The sequence below is a fragment of the uncultured Maribacter sp. genome, assembly GCF_963977385.1.
Taxonomy (GTDB): Bacteria; Bacteroidota; Bacteroidia; order Flavobacteriales; family Flavobacteriaceae; genus Maribacter.
Map to the genome: position 1 here is coordinate 24271 of NZ_CAXBOU010000009.1, position 16929 is coordinate 41199.

Annotated in this window: 18 protein-coding genes; 9 read left to right on the top strand and 9 right to left on the bottom strand. The window is 32.5% G+C overall.

Translation table 11 applies throughout. From position 1 onward, the window contains the following. The 5 genes from AAC084_RS10735 to AAC084_RS10755 all read right to left on the bottom strand — a co-directional run bounded on the left by AAC084_RS10735 (position 1) and on the right by AAC084_RS10755 (position 4034). Positions 1-1200, bottom strand: a complete 1200-nt coding sequence (locus AAC084_RS10735) for a glutamate-5-semialdehyde dehydrogenase (RefSeq protein WP_339840180.1) — start codon at positions 1198-1200, stop codon at positions 1-3. Next, positions 1200-1988: a glutamate 5-kinase gene (gene proB / locus AAC084_RS10740; RefSeq protein WP_339840181.1), complete on the bottom strand. Its 789-nt coding sequence runs from the start codon at positions 1986-1988 to the stop codon at positions 1200-1202. Before proB ends, AAC084_RS10735 begins: the two co-directional genes overlap by 1 nt. Next, positions 1981-2796 carry a pyrroline-5-carboxylate reductase gene (proC, locus tag AAC084_RS10745; protein WP_339840182.1) on the bottom strand — a complete coding sequence of 272 codons (816 nt, stop codon included), beginning with the start codon at positions 2794-2796 and terminating at the stop codon, positions 1981-1983. Before proC ends, proB begins: the two co-directional genes overlap by 8 nt. A 44-nt stretch (positions 2797-2840) precedes the next feature. Then, positions 2841-3032: a hypothetical protein gene (locus AAC084_RS10750; protein ID WP_339840183.1), complete on the bottom strand. Its 192-nt coding sequence runs from the start codon at positions 3030-3032 to the stop codon at positions 2841-2843. 141 nt (positions 3033-3173) lie between these two features. Continuing rightward, positions 3174-4034, bottom strand: a complete 861-nt coding sequence (locus tag AAC084_RS10755; RefSeq protein ID WP_339840184.1) for an RNA polymerase sigma factor RpoD/SigA — start codon at positions 4032-4034, stop codon at positions 3174-3176. A gap of 370 nt (positions 4035-4404) precedes the next feature. On the opposite strand from AAC084_RS10755, the gene AAC084_RS10760 reads away from it, so the two are divergent. The 6 genes from AAC084_RS10760 (at position 4405) to AAC084_RS10785 (ending at position 12656) form a co-directional block, all read left to right on the top strand. Beyond that, positions 4405-6078, top strand: coding sequence for an ATP-binding protein (locus AAC084_RS10760; RefSeq protein WP_339840185.1), 1674 nt, complete (start codon positions 4405-4407; stop codon positions 6076-6078). 242 nt (positions 6079-6320) lie between these two features. Next, positions 6321-8117 (top strand): alpha-amylase family glycosyl hydrolase, encoded by a 1797-nt coding sequence (locus AAC084_RS10765; protein ID WP_339840186.1) that lies wholly within the window; start codon positions 6321-6323, stop codon positions 8115-8117. A gap of 179 nt (positions 8118-8296) precedes the next feature. Beyond that, a complete protein-coding gene (locus AAC084_RS10770; protein WP_339840187.1) occupies positions 8297-8830 on the top strand; it encodes an AraC family transcriptional regulator in 534 nt (177 codons plus the stop codon). 36 nt (positions 8831-8866) lie between these two features. Further along, positions 8867-9307 (top strand): response regulator, encoded by a 441-nt coding sequence (locus AAC084_RS10775; RefSeq protein WP_339840188.1) that lies wholly within the window; start codon positions 8867-8869, stop codon positions 9305-9307. Positions 9308-9435: 128 nt separating this feature from the next. After that, a complete protein-coding gene (locus tag AAC084_RS10780; protein WP_339840189.1) occupies positions 9436-11382 on the top strand; it encodes an ATP-binding protein in 1947 nt (648 codons plus the stop codon). Positions 11383-11660: 278 nt separating this feature from the next. Continuing rightward, on the top strand, positions 11661-12656 hold the full coding sequence (locus AAC084_RS10785; RefSeq protein ID WP_339840190.1) for an AraC family transcriptional regulator: 996 nt from the start codon (positions 11661-11663) through the stop codon (positions 12654-12656). Positions 12657-12951: 295 nt separating this feature from the next. On the opposite strand, the gene AAC084_RS10790 is transcribed toward AAC084_RS10785, so the two are convergent. From AAC084_RS10790 to AAC084_RS10805, 4 genes are all read right to left on the bottom strand, one after another. Next, positions 12952-13395 carry a response regulator gene (locus AAC084_RS10790; RefSeq protein WP_339840191.1) on the bottom strand — a complete coding sequence of 148 codons (444 nt, stop codon included), beginning with the start codon at positions 13393-13395 and terminating at the stop codon, positions 12952-12954. 218 nt (positions 13396-13613) lie between these two features. Then, positions 13614-14054, bottom strand: coding sequence for a response regulator (locus AAC084_RS10795; RefSeq protein WP_339840192.1), 441 nt, complete (start codon positions 14052-14054; stop codon positions 13614-13616). Positions 14055-14084: 30 nt separating this feature from the next. After that, a complete protein-coding gene (locus AAC084_RS10800; RefSeq protein ID WP_339840193.1) occupies positions 14085-14402 on the bottom strand; it encodes a four-helix bundle copper-binding protein in 318 nt (105 codons plus the stop codon). Positions 14403-14596: 194 nt separating this feature from the next. Further along, positions 14597-15118 (bottom strand): YetF domain-containing protein, encoded by a 522-nt coding sequence (locus tag AAC084_RS10805; RefSeq protein ID WP_339840194.1) that lies wholly within the window; start codon positions 15116-15118, stop codon positions 14597-14599. A 422-nt stretch (positions 15119-15540) separates the two neighbouring features. Between AAC084_RS10805 and AAC084_RS10810 the strand changes: the two genes are divergently transcribed. From AAC084_RS10810 to AAC084_RS10820, 3 genes are all read left to right on the top strand, one after another. Then, positions 15541-15984, top strand: coding sequence for a hypothetical protein (locus tag AAC084_RS10810; RefSeq protein ID WP_339840195.1), 444 nt, complete (start codon positions 15541-15543; stop codon positions 15982-15984). A 187-nt stretch (positions 15985-16171) separates the two neighbouring features. Further along, positions 16172-16330 carry a lmo0937 family membrane protein gene (locus tag AAC084_RS10815; protein ID WP_339840196.1) on the top strand — a complete coding sequence of 53 codons (159 nt, stop codon included), beginning with the start codon at positions 16172-16174 and terminating at the stop codon, positions 16328-16330. 60 nt (positions 16331-16390) lie between these two features. After that, on the top strand, positions 16391-16918 hold the full coding sequence (locus AAC084_RS10820; RefSeq protein WP_339840197.1) for a hypothetical protein: 528 nt from the start codon (positions 16391-16393) through the stop codon (positions 16916-16918). Positions 16919-16929: the final 11 nt, after the last annotated feature.

Here is a 16929-nt window from a genome sequence, read left to right on the forward strand (position 1 = left end):
TTATTCACGAATTTGACCATCACCAAACACATAATATTTATTGGTAACCAATTGCTTTAACCCTAGAGGTCCGCGGTGATGAAGCTTATCGGTACTAATCGCTAATTCTGCCCCAACACCCATTTGTCCGCCATCGGTAAAACGTGTAGATGCATTTTGGTATACGGCAGCACAATCTACTTCTTCCATAAATTGCATGGCTGATTCTTTATTGGAGGTCATGATAGTGGCAGAATGGCCACCAGAATTAATATTGATTTTTTTAATGGCCTCTTCGAGAGAATCAACAGCGCCCAAACAACATTTCATTGCAAGAAATTCTTCTTTCCAAACAGATTCATCTTCAATGATATTGGATCCTTCAATTAAATTATTGACATTGGGGTCCACTAAAGTTTCCACTCCGTTCACTTGTAACAGCTTATAGAGGTCTTTAAGTTTTTCGCTGTAATTTTCAATATTCGAACTGATCAAGATTTTATCCAACGCATTACAAGCAGATATTTTAGCTGTTTTTGCGTTGAGAATAACTTTTATGCTTTTCTCCCAGTCTGCATTTTCATCTACATATAGAAAATTGTTACCACGCCCACTTACAAGCACAGCGCAAGAAGCATTTTGCTTAACAAAATTAATAAGTCGCTCTCCACCTCTTGGCACGATTAAATCTAATTTCTCAGGCGGATTTTTCAAGAACATTTGGGTTTCTTCACGGCTTAAGATTAATTGTTGAATGTAGTTTTTTGACAATCCGTTTTCTTCCAATGCACTATGCCAAAGTTCGGTAAGAATTGTATTGCTGTGTAATGCCTCTTTACCTCCCTTTAGAAATATCTTGTTATTCGCCTTAAATGCTAAAACGGCAGCTTCAATAGTTACATCTGGCCTAGACTCGTAAATAATCATGATGGTGCCAAAGGGTGCGGTTCTATTGTTAATTTCAAGACCATTATCCAATGATTTCGTGGAGATGGTTTTGCTGACGGGATCTTCTTGCGACCTAACTTCTTTGATAGAAGCAATCATCCCATTAATTTTACTGTTCGTTACTATTAGTCGATCATACATAGCTTGGTCATCCAAGTTAAATAGATCTAAATCTTTTTTATTGGCATTGAGGATTGCTTTTCGATTTTCATCAAGAATGCGCTCCATGCTCTGTAATACGTTGTTTTTTAATTCTGTAGATAGTAATTTCATTATACTTCTGCTTTTTCTTCTAAGGTCACTTTTGTGCCTACATTTTTTCCTTCAATAATATCAATTAACGTGCGGTTTTTTTTACCATTGGCGATATAGGTGGGTATATTATTGGCTGCTGCCTGTTGAGCATAATCTAATTTAGAGCCCATACCTCCACGGCCTTCGCCTGCTTTCTTATTACTGTCCTTTATAAATTCATCAAGATTTTCCTCAGGATTCACATGTTCTATAAGGTCGCTACTGTCAGAATTTGGATGCCCTGTATAAAGTCCGTCGATATCCGTTAGAATAATCAGCTTATCGGCATCAATAAGTTGAGCGATTAAACTTGCCAACTCATCATTATCAGAAAACATACTCATGGTCACCGAAACGGCATCATCTTCATTGGCAATAGGAATAACACCTTCGGATAAAAGGCCCTCGACACAGCTGATCATATTCTCTCTGTGTATCCCAGGAGTGAAATCTCTTTTGGTAGGGAGCACCTGTGCACATTTCATACCATAATCATTAAAAATATTATAGTAATGACGCATCATACGAGGTTGCCCAATGGCGGAATAAACCTGTCTTCGCTGTGTATCATTTTCAATGCTTGATGTACCCAAGACCTCTTTACCAGCAATTACAGAACCAGAGGATACAAGTACGGTAATAATATCTTGTTCATAGAGTTCGGCAATTTGCTGTACCAAATTTCGCAATACCGGTCTCACGATTCGGTTGTCTTTATTGGTCATTACGTTAGTACCTACTTTAACAACAATTTTCTGTTTATACATGTGTCTTTTCTTTACCAAGTTCTACGGCCCGTTCGAAAGCTGCGAAAGCTGCTTCTTTAATTAATTCTCCAACATTATTATTTTCCATAGAGTCTAAAGCTGCACGTGTGGTACCGCCTTTGCTTGCAACCTTGTCCATCCAAGAATTCGGTGATAATTCATTCTGATTAAAAAGCTCTATGGCACCGGTAAAGGTCTGAGCCACTAGAATTTTGGACACATTTGGTGTAAAACCCATTTTCAGTGCAGCTTCCATCATACTTTGCATAAAATAGAAAACATAGGCAGGTCCGCTTCCAGATATACCTGTAGAGGCATCAATAAAATTTTCATCGCTCACTAAAACAGATTTCCCTGTAGTATCTAGTAAGCTTTCAATGGTCAACAATTCTATTCTAGTGACATCTTCAGAAGCTACAAAAGACGTTAACCCTCTACCAATTGAAGCCGGTAAGTTGGGCATAGCTCTAACGATTTTAGTAAGACCGGTTAGATTTTTTATAGTTTCCATAGTAACTCCCGCCATAATGGATATTATAATCTGCCCTGGTTTTACTAAAGGATTCAGTTTAAGAAATACACTCTCAGCATGATAAGGTTTAACTGCAATAAATATAATATCTGCCTGTGGCGCACATTTTTTTAAATCGTCGAACGCATCAAATTGTGGATTCTCTCGTAATTCTTCCAATTTCTCTTCTGAAGTATCGAGTACCATTATATTTCTTTTCTTCAATAATTTTGATTTCGACATGCCTTCTGCATAGGTCAAGCCCATATTTCCAGCTCCTATTACTAATATCTTCATAAATTCAAATTATGTCTTGATTGTATTATTTTATGTATGTGCTTTTAAATAAATAGCATTTTCTCAATAGCATTGTTTTTTCTACCATAGTAGATCTGTCTATAGGTATGCATATTTTTAATTGGTATGCCCAAAAAGTATTTTGTAATTGAAGTAACCTTTAAGTTTTTAAGTTCTGTTCTCGTTCTATATAATTCTTTAGTATTGCTTTGTCTTTTAACATAAATAAATTTCATGGTGTAGTATTATAGTGGTTAACATAACATATGCGTAGCCAAGTCCTAATATGACGTGTTAAGCTTATGTTATACTATCCTCAATATGGATTAATAATTGATTTATAAGCGGGGATTAATGCTTATAGTAATAAAGTAGGCTTATAGATAAGCCCGTAGCATTTCTGTGTTAGATTTGCGACGAAGTGCTCTAAGACCTTTGTCTTTAATTTGACGAACGCGTTCTCTTGTAACGTCGAAAAGCTCTCCTATTTCTATCAGGCTCATAGGTTGTTGATTACCGAGGCCAAAATAAAGTCGAAGAACATCACTTTGTCTTTCTGGAATTTTATTCAGCACTTGATTGATATCCATTTCTAACGATTCATCAATCATTTCTTTATCTGGACTATCCAATTTTTTCGATTCGATTACATGGTGCAATGAAGACGATTCACCGTCTTTAAAAGGAGCATCTAATGATACATGTCTAACAGATGATTTAATGGAACTTTTCACTTTAGATACACTTATGTCTAATTCTGATGCTATCTCGGTTGGGCTAGGTGGTCTTTGATAGGTTTGTTCTAATGTAGAATACACCTGGTATATCTTGGTATTCGTTGCAATTTTATTTTGTGGTAATCGAATTACCCTAGATTTTTTTGAAAGTGCTTGTAATATAGATTGTCTGATCCACCATACAGCGTATGAGATAAATTTAAACCCTCTAGTTTCATCAAAACGTTTAGCAGCTTTTACCAAACCTAAATTACCTTCATTGATTAAATCGGTTAATCGTAATCCTCTATTTTGATATTGTTTTGCTGCAGATACCACAAACCTTAAATTGGCACTTACCAATTTGTCTAATGCCTTTTGATCACCTTTACGAATTTCTCTAGCCAGCTCTACTTCCTCATTAGCAGTAATCAAATCTATTTTGCTGATTTCCTGAAAATATTTTTCTAAGGATTTTGAATCTCGGTTAGTAATTTGTTTGGTAATCTTTAATTGTCGCATATAGTATATATTGGTTCATATATAACATAGCAATATTTAGTTAAAACACAAGTAATTTGACCATTTTATGATTTATTTGACTATTTTAAAAGGTTTTTTGGTTCATTTTGGGTAAAATTTGATGTTTTTTGAAATATTTACTATAGGTCAAATTTTTATTTTTTTCAAAAAATTATTAATTGTATGTGCTGTATCACATAAAAAAAATCACCCAAATTCTTTTAGGGTTATTTTTTAAATTTTGATTTGTTTTATTTGTAAGTGTAACTCAGAAAAAATCGAAATAAAGTTGGATTTAATAGTATTGTGTTACAAATACTAAAGTTTAATATAATTTTGAGGTAAATTTTCAAATCATAAGAACAATTCAATGATCAATAAGAACAAAGAGTTTTATTTTCTTGAAGATGGGGGTGAAATGGGCGAATTGATGCGTAAGAAAGATTGGTCAAAAACACCAATTGGGTTGCCAGAAACCTGGCCGCAAACCCTTAGAACAACCATTAGTATAATGTTGAATTCCCCTTTTCCCATGTTTCTTTTTTGGGGTAAAAAATTAAAATGTTTTTATAATGATGCTTACAGGCCAAGTCTTGGTATAAATGGTAAACATCCATCTATTTTAGGAATGAGCGGTAAAGAGGCATGGCCAGAGATATGGGACGATATTTCACCATTGCTTCATTCAGTTACTGAGAAAGGAGAATCTATTTGGAGAGAGAATCAGTTGATTCCTATTTTTCGAAATGGTCAATTAGAAGATGTTTACTGGACCTTTAGTTATAGTCCGGTAAAAGATGAGTCGGGTAATGTTGCCGGTGTATTAACAGTATGCACAGATAATACGGATGCCGTAAAAGCTGCTAATAGTCTGCGCGAAAGTGAACATCGTTTTCGTGAAATGGCCGATTTATCACCAATTTGGATTTGGATTACAGACAGCGATGTAAATATACAATATGCCAATCGTGAACTTCTTAACTATGTAGGTGTGGAAAACAGCGCTGACTTTACTGGGCAGGTTTGGAAAGATAGTGTGCATCCAGATGATATAGAAATTGTGTATTCAGGCTTTGCTAAGGCGGTCGAAGACAAGTCAAAATTTTCTTTAGAATATAGAGTCAAAAATGCGGCGAACAATACTTATCAATGGTTCAAGGTCATGGGTGTGCCAAAGTTGGAAGATTGTGAAATGGTCGGTTTCATAGGTACAGGGATGAATATCGACAAGCAAAAATCATTTGCAGAACATTTAAAGAGTGAAGTTGATCATCGAACTAGAGAGCTTGCAAATAGCAATATTAAACTAGCGTCAATGAATAAAGAACTTCAGTCGTTCGCTTATATTTCTAGTCATGATCTTCAAGAACCACTTCGAAAAATTCAGATGTTCGCTGAGGTTTTGATGGAGCGGGAGTATGATAACTTATCAAAAAGTGGTAAGGTGAAGTTCGAAAAAATACAGTCTGCAGCTAATAGAATGCAATCATTGATTAATGACCTATTGGCATATTCACGAACCGATACTGAAAAAAGAGTATTTGAACTTATTGATTTGAAATCTGTTATTGATGAAGTTGAGAATGATTTAGGTGAAGAGTTGTTGAAAAGACAAGGTACAGTAGAGTTATTAAGTAGTTGTAAACTTGAGGTAGTGCCTTTTCAATTTCGTCAATTAATTTACAACTTATTATCTAATTCAATTAAATATTCAAAAGCTGATGTGCCACCTGAAATAAAAATTGTTGGAGAGACAATAGAAGGTTTAGAAAACGATGATAAATTTTTAAAGGCTGGTGTTAGTTATGCAAAAATTACAATAACCGATAATGGAATTGGGTTCGACAAGCAATTTTCTGAAAAAATCTTTGAAGTATTCCAAAGATTACATGGAAAACAAGAGTATGTGGGAACGGGCGTTGGCTTGGCAATAGTTAAGAAAATTGTGCAGAATCATAATGGCATTATTAGCGCAAGTGGTGAATCGGGTAGTGGTGCAGTATTTGAAGTAATTATGCCTAGCAGACAAGAAAATACCATATAAATATACCGTTTTAGCTGTTTTATGCGCAGCAATTTATAAGTAGGTTTTGTTATTTTATATAATGGACCAGAATTCCTCATTTCTCAGTCATACAATTGTGCATATGTTTTTTAAATTCCTACAGTGGTTTGTTAAATTTTATATTACATGTTAAAAACTAGAAGCTTAACATTTATCTTTTAGAGTTAACACATGTTTTTTTATAGATATTTTTTGTTAAAACGACACTCTAAATTTGTCGCATGAACACTACAATATCAAAATCGGCAGGTATGGGTGCTGTCTTAGAAGATGGCGCTGTAACCTTTAGAGTGTGGGCTCCACATGCAGAAAATGTTTTCGTTGGCGGAAGCTTCAATGATTGGTCTAAAAATGAGATTTCTTTAGAGAAAGAGGAAAATGGGTATTGGTCCGCTATAACCGAGAAAGTTTCTGAAGGTGACGAGTATAAATTTTTCATTCAATTTGAAGGTGAAATACTTTCTAGAAACGACCCATATGCTTTTGAAGTAACGAATAGTAATGGAAATTCAGTTATTAGAACCCTGAATTTTAATTGGGACGATGCCAATTTTAAAATGCCAAGTTGGAATGCATTAGTTATTTATGAACTTCATGTAGGCACCTTTAACAGGTCGAATCCTGATGCGGTAGGTACTTTTGAAGATGTTATCAGTAAACTAGAATATCTAAAAAATTTAGGTGTTAATTGTATAGAATTACTACCCGTAGCAGAATTCGCAGGCGGTATATCTTGGGGGTATAACCCTTCGCATCCTTTTGCAATTGAACAAGATTATGGTGGTCCAGATGGATTTGCAAAATTGGTGAATGAAGCCCATAAACTTGGTATCGCAGTTATTATAGATGTAGTGTATAATCACTTTGGTCCGTCAGATGTAGACTTATGGCAATTTGATGGGTGGAGTGAGAATGATAAAGGCGGAATATATTTTTATAATGACCATAGAAGTGTGACTCCTTGGGGTGATACTAGACCAGATTATGGTAGAAAAGAGGTGCGCCAATATTTGAGAGATAATGCATTAATGTGGATTGAGAAATATCATTGTGATGGTTTACGTATGGATGCGACTTCTTATATAAGATATGAAGGTGGCGGCTTAGGGTATGATACAGAAATTGAAGAGGGTAATATTTTAATGCGGGATATCAATACGGAGATTAGAGAAAAGTATCCACATGTATTAACCATTGCAGAAGATTTAAAAGGGGATAGTAGGGTAACCGATTCAATTGAAATGAATGGTCTGGCTTATGGTTCGCAATGGGATATGAACTTTGTACATCCAATTCGTGAAGTCATAGAAGATGCGCATGACGATAGTAGGGATCTTCAAAAAGTTATTGATGCGCTGGAGTTCAAATATAGCAATGATGCCTTTAGTCGTATTGTATATACAGAGTCTCATGACGAGGTGGCCAATGGTAAAGCAAGGGTACCAGAAGAGATTCAGCCCGGCGATGCAGAAAGCGATTTTGCTAAAAAGAGAGCTATTTTAGGTATCGTACTAACCTTAACAGCGCCAGGTATACCTATGCTTTTTCAAGGGCAAGAATTTATTGAAGATGAATATTTTAAGGATACCGAAGGTTTGGATTGGAACAAGGAGGAAAGACACAAAGGAATTGAAAATTTGGTTCGAGATGTAATTAAACTAAGAACAGGGGAGGCAAAAGGGGCTGAAGGATTAAGAAGTCAGAACATTGAAATTCTACATGTAAATCATGAAACTAAAGTACTTGCTTATACTAGGTTCGATGATAATAATGCTGATGAATCAGTATTGGTAGTTTTAAATTTCAGTAATCAAGAATATGAAGATTATGGCATAGGATTAAATGCAGACCAGCCGTACGAGATAAGAATAAATGCTGCTAGTAAAGAATATGATTCCGCATTTTCAGATTTACCTGTAGACAGTGTTAAGGTGGTCGAAGAAGAAACAGATACTAAAGCATGGACAGGTAAGATAAATATACCGGCTTATGCCTCATTAATTTTCCTAAAATCTTAGGGATAAGCAGCGTCAAGATTCTGTTTTATAAAGCATTAGCGGTCAAAAAACAGAAAAACTGTCATTTTTTGTAATTGGATTCGAAAGTGGTAATAATTTACCGTATTTTGTTATAGAATTTTTTTTTAATGCTATAATTTTACAAACTTTTGAGTAGCGAATTAATTGTAATTTATTGAATGGAGTATAGTTTCATATATGACCCTGAAAAAATGGTTAATGAATTATTTCATAGAACAATGCTCGCTGCTGAGGTTGATTTTAAAATTTTGCAGGATGGTACTATTAAGTTTTTAGATGATTTAAGTGACGAGAAACTGGGGTCTATTTCTAATGAACTTGATAATTTTGGCATAAAAATTCAGACGAAAGAAAATCTTGATGTTGTTGAGGAAATAAAGATTTACATAAAGAAAATGGTACATGATGGAGATATCAGAAATGTAAAAATTTCAGAACTACTATCTAACCAATTGGGTTTTAGCTATCCATATCTTTCAAATTTGTTTTCTAGTAAAACATATACGTCAATAGAGAATTTTTATATTTTAGTGCGAATAGAAAAGGTGAAGGAGTTAGTACTCTTAGAAAATGCGAGTTTAAGTGAAATAGCGCATAATTTAAGTTTTAGTAGTGTTCCGCATTTGTCTAATCAATTTAAGAAAGTAACGGGGTTAACCATAACCCAATATTTGAAGTTTAGAAAAAAATAAGAAGAATAGTTCTTCAGCCAATATGAAATTTGAAAAATGGATAAATTAAGAATACTTCTTGTAGATGATGATGAAGATGATAGGCAGTTTTTTGCAGACGCATTAGAAGGCATTGAGCTTAATACTGATTTACACCAGCTCGAGAATGGTAAAAGCTGTATGGAGTATTTGCTTAAAGAAACTGAAAATCCACCAGATTTAGTTTTTTTAGATTTGAATATGCCTATAATGAATGGGTTCGAATGTCTAGAAGCAATTCGTCGTACACCACATTTAAAAGATTTGCTAGTAGCCATTTATTCAACATCTTCTGCTGAAAGAGATATTGAAGAGACCTTTGAAAAAGGTGCTAATATCTATATTAAAAAGCCGTCTAGTTTCAGCGAATTGAAAAAATCATTGAAACAGGTAGTTAAAATGAATTGGGCTTATCATTTAAATGATTTTAAAAAAGAAAATTTTTTATTGAAAATTTAATGACCCATATAAAATTTAATTAAAAAAGTTGCTCTGTTAGGAGCAACTTTTTTAGTTTTAGCACTAGTCAAATCAAATTAATACTGCTTATTTCGCAGTAATCTATTTAAGAGTATTAAATTTTTAAAATGCGTATGACAAATACTACATCAAATAGTTTTTTTAAGAATATTGTCGATGATTCTAACGAAGCTTTGGTGTTTATATGCCCAAATGCTAAAAATTCTAATGAAGCAAAAGATTTTGTAGTTGTATACGCAAATAAGAAAGCTGAAGCCCTTATTTCAAATAAGGGCGAGAGTATTCAGAATAAAGCAATTAATCAATTAACTAAATTTTTCGAATTTGGTGATTTAGTAATTCATTTAGATGCGGTATTAAAATCAAAAAAATATAAAGCATTTAATTTTGTTCAAAAGGTTGGTCTCAAGAATTTGAACATGCAGTTTAAAATAGATAGTTATAGTAATGGCCTTTTAATAAGTATAACGGAAGCTAAGGTTTATTATGTAGTCGACAAAGAATCGAGTCTTTCAGATAGCGATTTACAAGCTAAAATACATGAGCTTGAAATTTCTAACCTTTTTAGTTATAGAGTGTTAGATAATAATGATAGTATTATCTGTTATATAAAACCAATATTTAATGAGGCTGATGAAATTATTGATTTTCGGATAGAGTATATCAATAACCGAATGGATGATATCACTAACGAAGAGCCGGAACTTATAATTGGTAAAACGTTATTCGAATACTATCCTCAAAATTTAGAAAATGGGGTTGTTGATATTCTCAAAGAATGTTTTTCTACGGGTGAGAATAAGGATTATCTAAGAGAATTTATTTTCAATAAAAAATCATTTTGGTTAAGTACAAGAGCCGTTAAAATGAATGATGGCTTAATTCTTTTCTCAAAAGATATTACTCAAGAAAAGAAATACGAAGAGCAATTATTTATTCAAAATAGATTGTTGTTAGAAGCTGAACACGTAGCCAACATTGGTAGCTTTAGGTGGAACTTAGGAAAAGAGCAGATTAAATATTCTGATAACGTATATCGTATGTTCGGTTTTGAACCAAATGAGTTCGATGATAAATTTGACCGTTTGTTAACATTTGTTCACCCTAATGATATTGAAAAAGTAAAAGAAAGTTTTAAGGAATCTCGCATAAATAAAACTAAATCTGACCTAGTTTTTCGCATATATACTAAATCTAATGATATGAAGTATATGAATACTATAGGCGAGTGTTACGAAAAAGAAGGGAATTGGTATATGGTAGGGGTGATAAGAGATGTCACCCAACAAATAGAATCGGAATCTAAACTACAAACGAAAAACGCAGAGTTAAAGAGAACAAATTCAGATTTGGAAGCTTTTAATCGTGTAGCGAGTCATGATTTGCAAGAACCTTTACGTAAAATTCAAATGTTCGTTAGTCGATTGAACGAAGAAGAAAAAGACAATATGAGTTTAAAGTCTCAAGGGTATTTGGAGAAAGTCAAATCTTCTTCAAACAGAATGCGAAACCTCATTAATAACCTGCTGTCTTATTCAAAAGTGGAGGAAGTTGATGAGCAACCTAAAAGAATCAACTTAAATGATGTACTAACTAATGTTTTAGATGATTTAGGCGAACGTATAAGTGATATGGATGCTGAGATTAATTCAGATGCCTTACCGGTCGTAAATGGAGTGCAGTTTCAATTGGAACAGTTATTTGCTAATCTTATTGGTAATTCTCTAAAATATATGAAACCAGAAACCAAGGCAAAGATCCAAATCAAAAGTAAAATAGTACCACGAAAAGATTTGCCTGCTGAACTTGTGCCTTACGGGCTTAGTTATGTGAAAATTCAATTCATTGACAATGGTATTGGATTTGAAAAAAAGTACGAAGAAAAAATATTTGAAATCTTTCAAAGGCTACATGGTAAAAATGAATTTTCTGGTACAGGCCTAGGATTATCGATCTGTAAAAAGATTGTGCAATCGCACCATGGGTTGATACAGGCAAAAGGAGAATTAGATAAAGGTGCGGAGTTCACCGTGTACTTGCCAACTTTATTATAGCCTTCATTATTAATTTAATACTCTAAAATAGAGTAGTTCTTAAAATTGTGTAACAGCTTTTGAAAATGATGTAACACAATTACTGGTCATAGAGTAGATATTTGTATCAGCAAACAATCAATCTTTATGAAAAATCTTCAATATGCTAGAGTTGGGAATGTAAGAGCAAAAGCTTCTAACGGTCACAATACAAATAATCATCAAAGATCAACTGGGTTTGTAAAGAGTTTCAATAGCTCGGAAAATGAATCATTAAATAACACTCTAAACAATATATCATGCAAATAGTCCATAATCAACTAAATTATTTCAATAACGTTTTAGGAGGAAGTATTTCGAGCTTTGAAGGTGATCGCGTATTGCAATACGATAATGAGAAAGGAACCGGCAGAATTCAAACCGTTTCATTAAACTCTGGAATATCATATACCGAATATGATTTGGAATTGATAGAGGATTTTAATTTTGATTTAAAATTGGATCACAATCGTAGTTTGTATTTTATATACTGCTTAGAAGGTAATTTTAATTTCACCAAGGGTGGTGATACATCTAAGGTAGAGGCTTTGCAGACAGTTGTTGTTGGGGGGGCTAATGAAATCATAAATATTAAATTAAGACAAGACACAAAATCTAATTTGTCTGTTATAAAGGTTACTCAAGACAGTGAGCAAATAGCTAAAAATACTGATGGATCTGATTTGTATGACCAATTATTTGCATCATTCTTAAATGAAGATAACAATGCTCATATTGGAACTTTCAATCTAAAAATAAAAGAGCAATTATTACAAATTCGAGCTATTTCTCAAAAAGGTTTGGTTAGAAAACTTTTAATTGAAGGTATCGTAAACTTTACATTGGCGCTTGAGATTCTTCATTGTAAGCAAGATATTGAAAGTGATGGGGAAGTGAGTACCTTCTTAACTAAAAAAGAGTTGTTAAGAATTGAGGAAGCTGTAAATGCTATTAAAAGAAAACCTGAATATCCTTATACGGTAACCGATTTAAGTAAGGAGTATGGCCTTTCACCAACAAAACTACAAGAAGGCTTTAAAGTTATGGAGGGTACGACAGTAACTAATTTCATAAGAAATGAACGCTTAATTTTAGCTGAAGAATTAATTCAAACTTCAGATATGAATATTTCTGAGATAGTTTATTCGATAGGTTTCACTAGTAGAAGTTATTTTTCTAAGATTTTTAGAAATAGATTTAAGTGTACGCCTAAGACTTATTTAATGAATATTAGAAAAGTATCGATTTCTGCATAATTGTATATATTATTTAACAAGGAAGGCCAGCTTTGCTGGCCTTCCTTGTTTGTAAAACTTTTGTTGCATAAGATTGTTACGATGTATTTTTTACGTTTAAAATAAATACAGGCCAGTTTATTTTATTCTAAAATGGCATAGGTGTAAAATGAATAGGGAACCTGGTCAGAATGGTAAACATGAACTTTTATCGTTTATAGAATAGAATGGATAAAATGTAATATGCTTTTAAGGAAAGGTAATCAGCTGTGCAATGTATGAAAAATAAATGCTCATCATTAATAATGAAAATGGCTTAAATGGTGATAACAAATTCTGGGTCTAATTTAGTTCCTTCAGAATTTTTGACATAACGAAGGCATTTGTGTAGTAAAGTTTTGAGCTGATTGTATGAGGAAGGTTTCTGCAAGTATAAAGATGCTCCCATTTCTTTTAATCTAACAATCTCTTTGGGGTGGTATGAAGTGGAATAAATAATTACCGGTGTATTTGCATATTTGACAAGTTCTCTAATATCAGAAAGACATTCGAACCCATCCATCATAGGCATTTTTAAATCTAAAAAAATCACATCTGGTTTTTCAATAGTCTCTGAGATTAAATCGGCCATTAAATCTACCCCGTTATTAAATTCGAAAATTTTAGATGAAATAGGTATTTCACGTAATGCATCAGAAAAAAAAGTTCTGTCATCACTATCATCGTCTGCTAAAAAGACATTTAGTAAAGTTTCGCGCATGCTAAATCAATAAATTAAATTTCAAAATAAAAAATCAAGACAAATGGAATTAAAAAATAACATCAGTTTTGTATTGCAAATTAGATATTTCGTGTTTTAAACAATAATGCTATTCATTTTAGATCTAACTCAATACAACAAATAATAGAGTTGTTTAAATCAATAAATAAGTAAAATTCACCATAAAATCATTGAGAATTTCCATATTCTAATAACTGTTATTCTACATAATTTATTATTGAAGTTCCCCCTAAATCATTGTTTTTAATTGAATTAATGGTTCTTTCTAGCGCTAAAATCAATATCCGATAAGATTCTGGTTTATGTAAATATCTATTCGCGCCAAGTTCAAATAAATTTGCTATACGGTCTAAATTATATTCATTTGAGAATATTACCACAGGTAAGTAATCCAAATATGAATTTTTTCTTATCTCGTTTAGCACCTCTTCTCCATTCATTTTAGGCATATACAAATCTAAAAATACCACATCAGGCTCATGATTTTTTTTAGATAAGGCGTCAACTAAAGCCTGACCATCTGTAAATGGGATAATTATTATATTACTATCTATTTCTGTGACAGCTTCTTCAAAAATTTGTTGATCATCTAAATCGTCTTCTGCCAAATAAATGTAGAATAGCTCACTATCATTCATCTTTAATAAATTACAGTTAGCATGATTTAATTAAGCAGCTAATTTACTACATTCCTTTGCGCATGCTAGACAAGATTCAGCGCACGCTTTACAATGTTCGTGGTCATGTTCTTGACATTGGCTGGCACACCATTCACAAATTTCGGCACACAATAATACTTGTTTGATAGTAAATTGACTATCGGCTAACATAAGTTTAATGGTAAAAAGGCATGCGTCTACACACTGTATACAGCAATTTGGACAATCATTATTACTCTTTTGACCAACCATTTGTACAATACATTTTTGACAATCAATAAAACATTTTTGACAAGCATCAATACAGTTTTGATATTTTGAAGACATCTCTTATATTTTGGTTGAACAATTATTTCTACGTTAAAATTATTGTTTAGCAATTGAAAATATTTGCTCAATTAATAAGAAGTTGAACGTTAAAACCAATTCAAAAAAAATGAATGAAAGTTTCAACAGATGAAAAGAAGAGGTTAGACTTTAAAAAATATATTTTGTAGTGTATTCATTAATTAAGTATACAATCAATCTCGTTTTACATCTTTCATAATCCATAAATCTAAGGGTTTGCTGTCTTTTTCATGAAGAACCGAAATATCACCAGTAGTTTCGAAAATTACCGCTTTAACCTGACTTAGTTCGGTAACATTTGCTTCCCTTAGCTTAGATCGTAAATCACTTTCGGTAACTCGTGCCTTTCTTAAATTGGCATCAATAATTTTATCTCCATCCATCAATAATAACGGTGAATTATCAACTAGACTTTGAACGGTTTTGTTTCTACGAGCTAAGGCAACACTAATTTGTAATAGATATACTACGGCTAACCCTACGATACCTTCTATCATTTTTACAGAAGAAGATAGAATAGTCGTGGCAACAATTGATCCGACTGCAACGGTCATTGCAAAATCAAAACTTGACATTTTAGAAAAACTTCGTTTTCCGATTATTCTTGTTAAGACAATTATAGCAATATAGATACCTAACGCACTTGCTGATATTAGCATAACAGTTTCCCAAGAAGTATTAAATAATTCTTTCATAATATTGAATTTAGAATTTGAAAAAATAAACGTAACATTGATTTCTTCAAAATTCTATAATATGAAGGTATTTGGATTGTTCGTATGAATTAATGTTTAACACTAATTACATATGTACTTCGTTATTTTTTTAAGTTTTTTAATGACTAAGTGCTAAGTCCTGGTGTTTTATATAACTGAGACACTATTTATAATTGTAATAGAGCACCTTTGTTTGTATTCCATACTTTTCAAGCTTATGACAAGGTTTTTACTAGGGTTAAAATCAGTACAAATTGTTATAATTTTTTCCATAAATCCGGGAGATATAAAATTAAAAAATAGCTTATATGATTTAATTTTTTGTTCAAAAGGATGCGTTCGGATATTGAAATAAAAAAATAACTAATTTACTTATTGTTAGTGGTTTAGATAAGTGTAATATGGTTATTTTGGTAATATTATCCTCGGGAGTTTTAGGTACAACTTTGATGACCCTGTTTAGTCATATTCTTGAATTGCTCACACATCACAAATTTAATGAAGCACATTTATTAAATGAATTAATAAGTCGTTCAAAGTCGATAAGTTTTAACGTTGGGCAGAATCATTATTATGGATGGATAATTCATTATGCGATAGGTGTTTGTATGGCAGCAGGTCTTTTTTGTTACTATTTCTACATGGCTGATCGCATTGGTATATGGGTTGGTTCTTTGTTGGGATTTGTATTAGGTATAATAGGTATTGTAGGCTGGTCTCTTATAATTAATTTTCATTCTAATCCACCATGTACAAAGTGGAAGTATTTCTTTGCTCAATTAATTGTAGCACATATTATTTTTGGGTTAACTGCTACTTGGGTTTTAATCAAATTTCTCTTTTAAATACAATAATATCGACAAATCGAGGACTTGTACATCTCAATGAAACGTTGCATTTAAGTTAATAAAAGATGTTTTTGAAGTACAGTAAATTAGTCTCTTAAATTATCTTGAACCTATCATATTATGCTATGAATATAGGGCCTAGTATTGATAAGAAAATATTTGAAAACAAATTAAGATTATAAAGATGAAAAATATTATTTGGGGAATAGTTCTTCTATTGATAATTGGTTGGGTATTAGGATTTGTAGTTTTTAAAATTCTAGGAGCGGTAATTCACTTACTACTAATTTTGGCGATTGTGCTGGTTATTTATAATTGGTTGAACAATAAAAAAAGCACTTAATTATTGTGGTTAACTTTTTGACCATTTTTAGCATTTATGTTTAAATATTGATTTTGTAAGATGAGCTTATCGGGTTATTCAAAACGAGCGATTATAGGTGGGGTAATATCGCTGGCCTTTATTGGTTTAGGTACTTTTATGTTAGGTAACCTTAGTGGTTATGAGGCAAAGGAACTTATAAAGTCTAGTTTAACGGGGCTAAATACTTTGTGTAACACTATAGTTTTGGCTTCTGCTACTATTCTTGCCTTAATGTTAACACTTTTGGGTGTTAGTTCTGGAACGAATTCTAAGTTAAAAAACGATCATTACTTACACATTATGCAAATAGCTAAATTAGATACTGCTATTTTCATTGCATCACTTTTGTTTTTCTTAATGTTTAACCTACCGGTTACTGAGAGTGAAAATATTCCAAGTAATTGGTTTAATGTAATTTATTATGTCACTATTGCGGTCAGTGCTATTTTGAGTTCTGCATTAATAGTGGTGGTGTTAATGCTTTATAATACCATAATAAACATTATCAAAATTATAGGGTTGGGAATAACCGATCACCCATTAATAAAAAATAAAGAAGCAGATTAAATTTGATTTTA

Bases quoted from the DNA above. Each gene is read 5' to 3' on its own strand.
- AAC084_RS10735 (WP_339840180.1), bottom strand. From the start codon at position 1,200: ATGAAATTACTATCTACAGAATTAAAAAACAACGTATTACAGAGCATG.
- proB (WP_339840181.1), bottom strand. From the start codon at position 1,988: ATGTATAAACAGAAAATTGTTGTTAAAGTAGGTACTAACGTAATGACC.
- proC (WP_339840182.1), bottom strand. From the start codon at position 2,796: ATGAAGATATTAGTAATAGGAGCTGGAAATATGGGCTTGACCTATGCA.
- AAC084_RS10750 (WP_339840183.1), bottom strand. From the start codon at position 3,032: ATGAAATTTATTTATGTTAAAAGACAAAGCAATACTAAAGAATTATAT.
- AAC084_RS10755 (WP_339840184.1), bottom strand. From the start codon at position 4,034: ATGCGACAATTAAAGATTACCAAACAAATTACTAACCGAGATTCAAAA.
- AAC084_RS10760 (WP_339840185.1), top strand. From the start codon at position 4,405: ATGATCAATAAGAACAAAGAGTTTTATTTTCTTGAAGATGGGGGTGAA.
- AAC084_RS10765 (WP_339840186.1), top strand. From the start codon at position 6,321: ATGAACACTACAATATCAAAATCGGCAGGTATGGGTGCTGTCTTAGAA.
- AAC084_RS10770 (WP_339840187.1), top strand. From the start codon at position 8,297: ATGGAGTATAGTTTCATATATGACCCTGAAAAAATGGTTAATGAATTA.
- AAC084_RS10775 (WP_339840188.1), top strand. From the start codon at position 8,867: ATGGATAAATTAAGAATACTTCTTGTAGATGATGATGAAGATGATAGG.
- AAC084_RS10780 (WP_339840189.1), top strand. From the start codon at position 9,436: ATGCGTATGACAAATACTACATCAAATAGTTTTTTTAAGAATATTGTC.
- AAC084_RS10785 (WP_339840190.1), top strand. From the start codon at position 11,661: ATGCAAATAGTCCATAATCAACTAAATTATTTCAATAACGTTTTAGGA.
- AAC084_RS10790 (WP_339840191.1), bottom strand. From the start codon at position 13,395: ATGCGCGAAACTTTACTAAATGTCTTTTTAGCAGACGATGATAGTGAT.
- AAC084_RS10795 (WP_339840192.1), bottom strand. From the start codon at position 14,054: ATGAATGATAGTGAGCTATTCTACATTTATTTGGCAGAAGACGATTTA.
- AAC084_RS10800 (WP_339840193.1), bottom strand. From the start codon at position 14,402: ATGTCTTCAAAATATCAAAACTGTATTGATGCTTGTCAAAAATGTTTT.
- AAC084_RS10805 (WP_339840194.1), bottom strand. From the start codon at position 15,118: ATGAAAGAATTATTTAATACTTCTTGGGAAACTGTTATGCTAATATCA.
- AAC084_RS10810 (WP_339840195.1), top strand. From the start codon at position 15,541: ATGGTTATTTTGGTAATATTATCCTCGGGAGTTTTAGGTACAACTTTG.
- AAC084_RS10815 (WP_339840196.1), top strand. From the start codon at position 16,172: ATGAAAAATATTATTTGGGGAATAGTTCTTCTATTGATAATTGGTTGG.
- AAC084_RS10820 (WP_339840197.1), top strand. From the start codon at position 16,391: ATGAGCTTATCGGGTTATTCAAAACGAGCGATTATAGGTGGGGTAATA.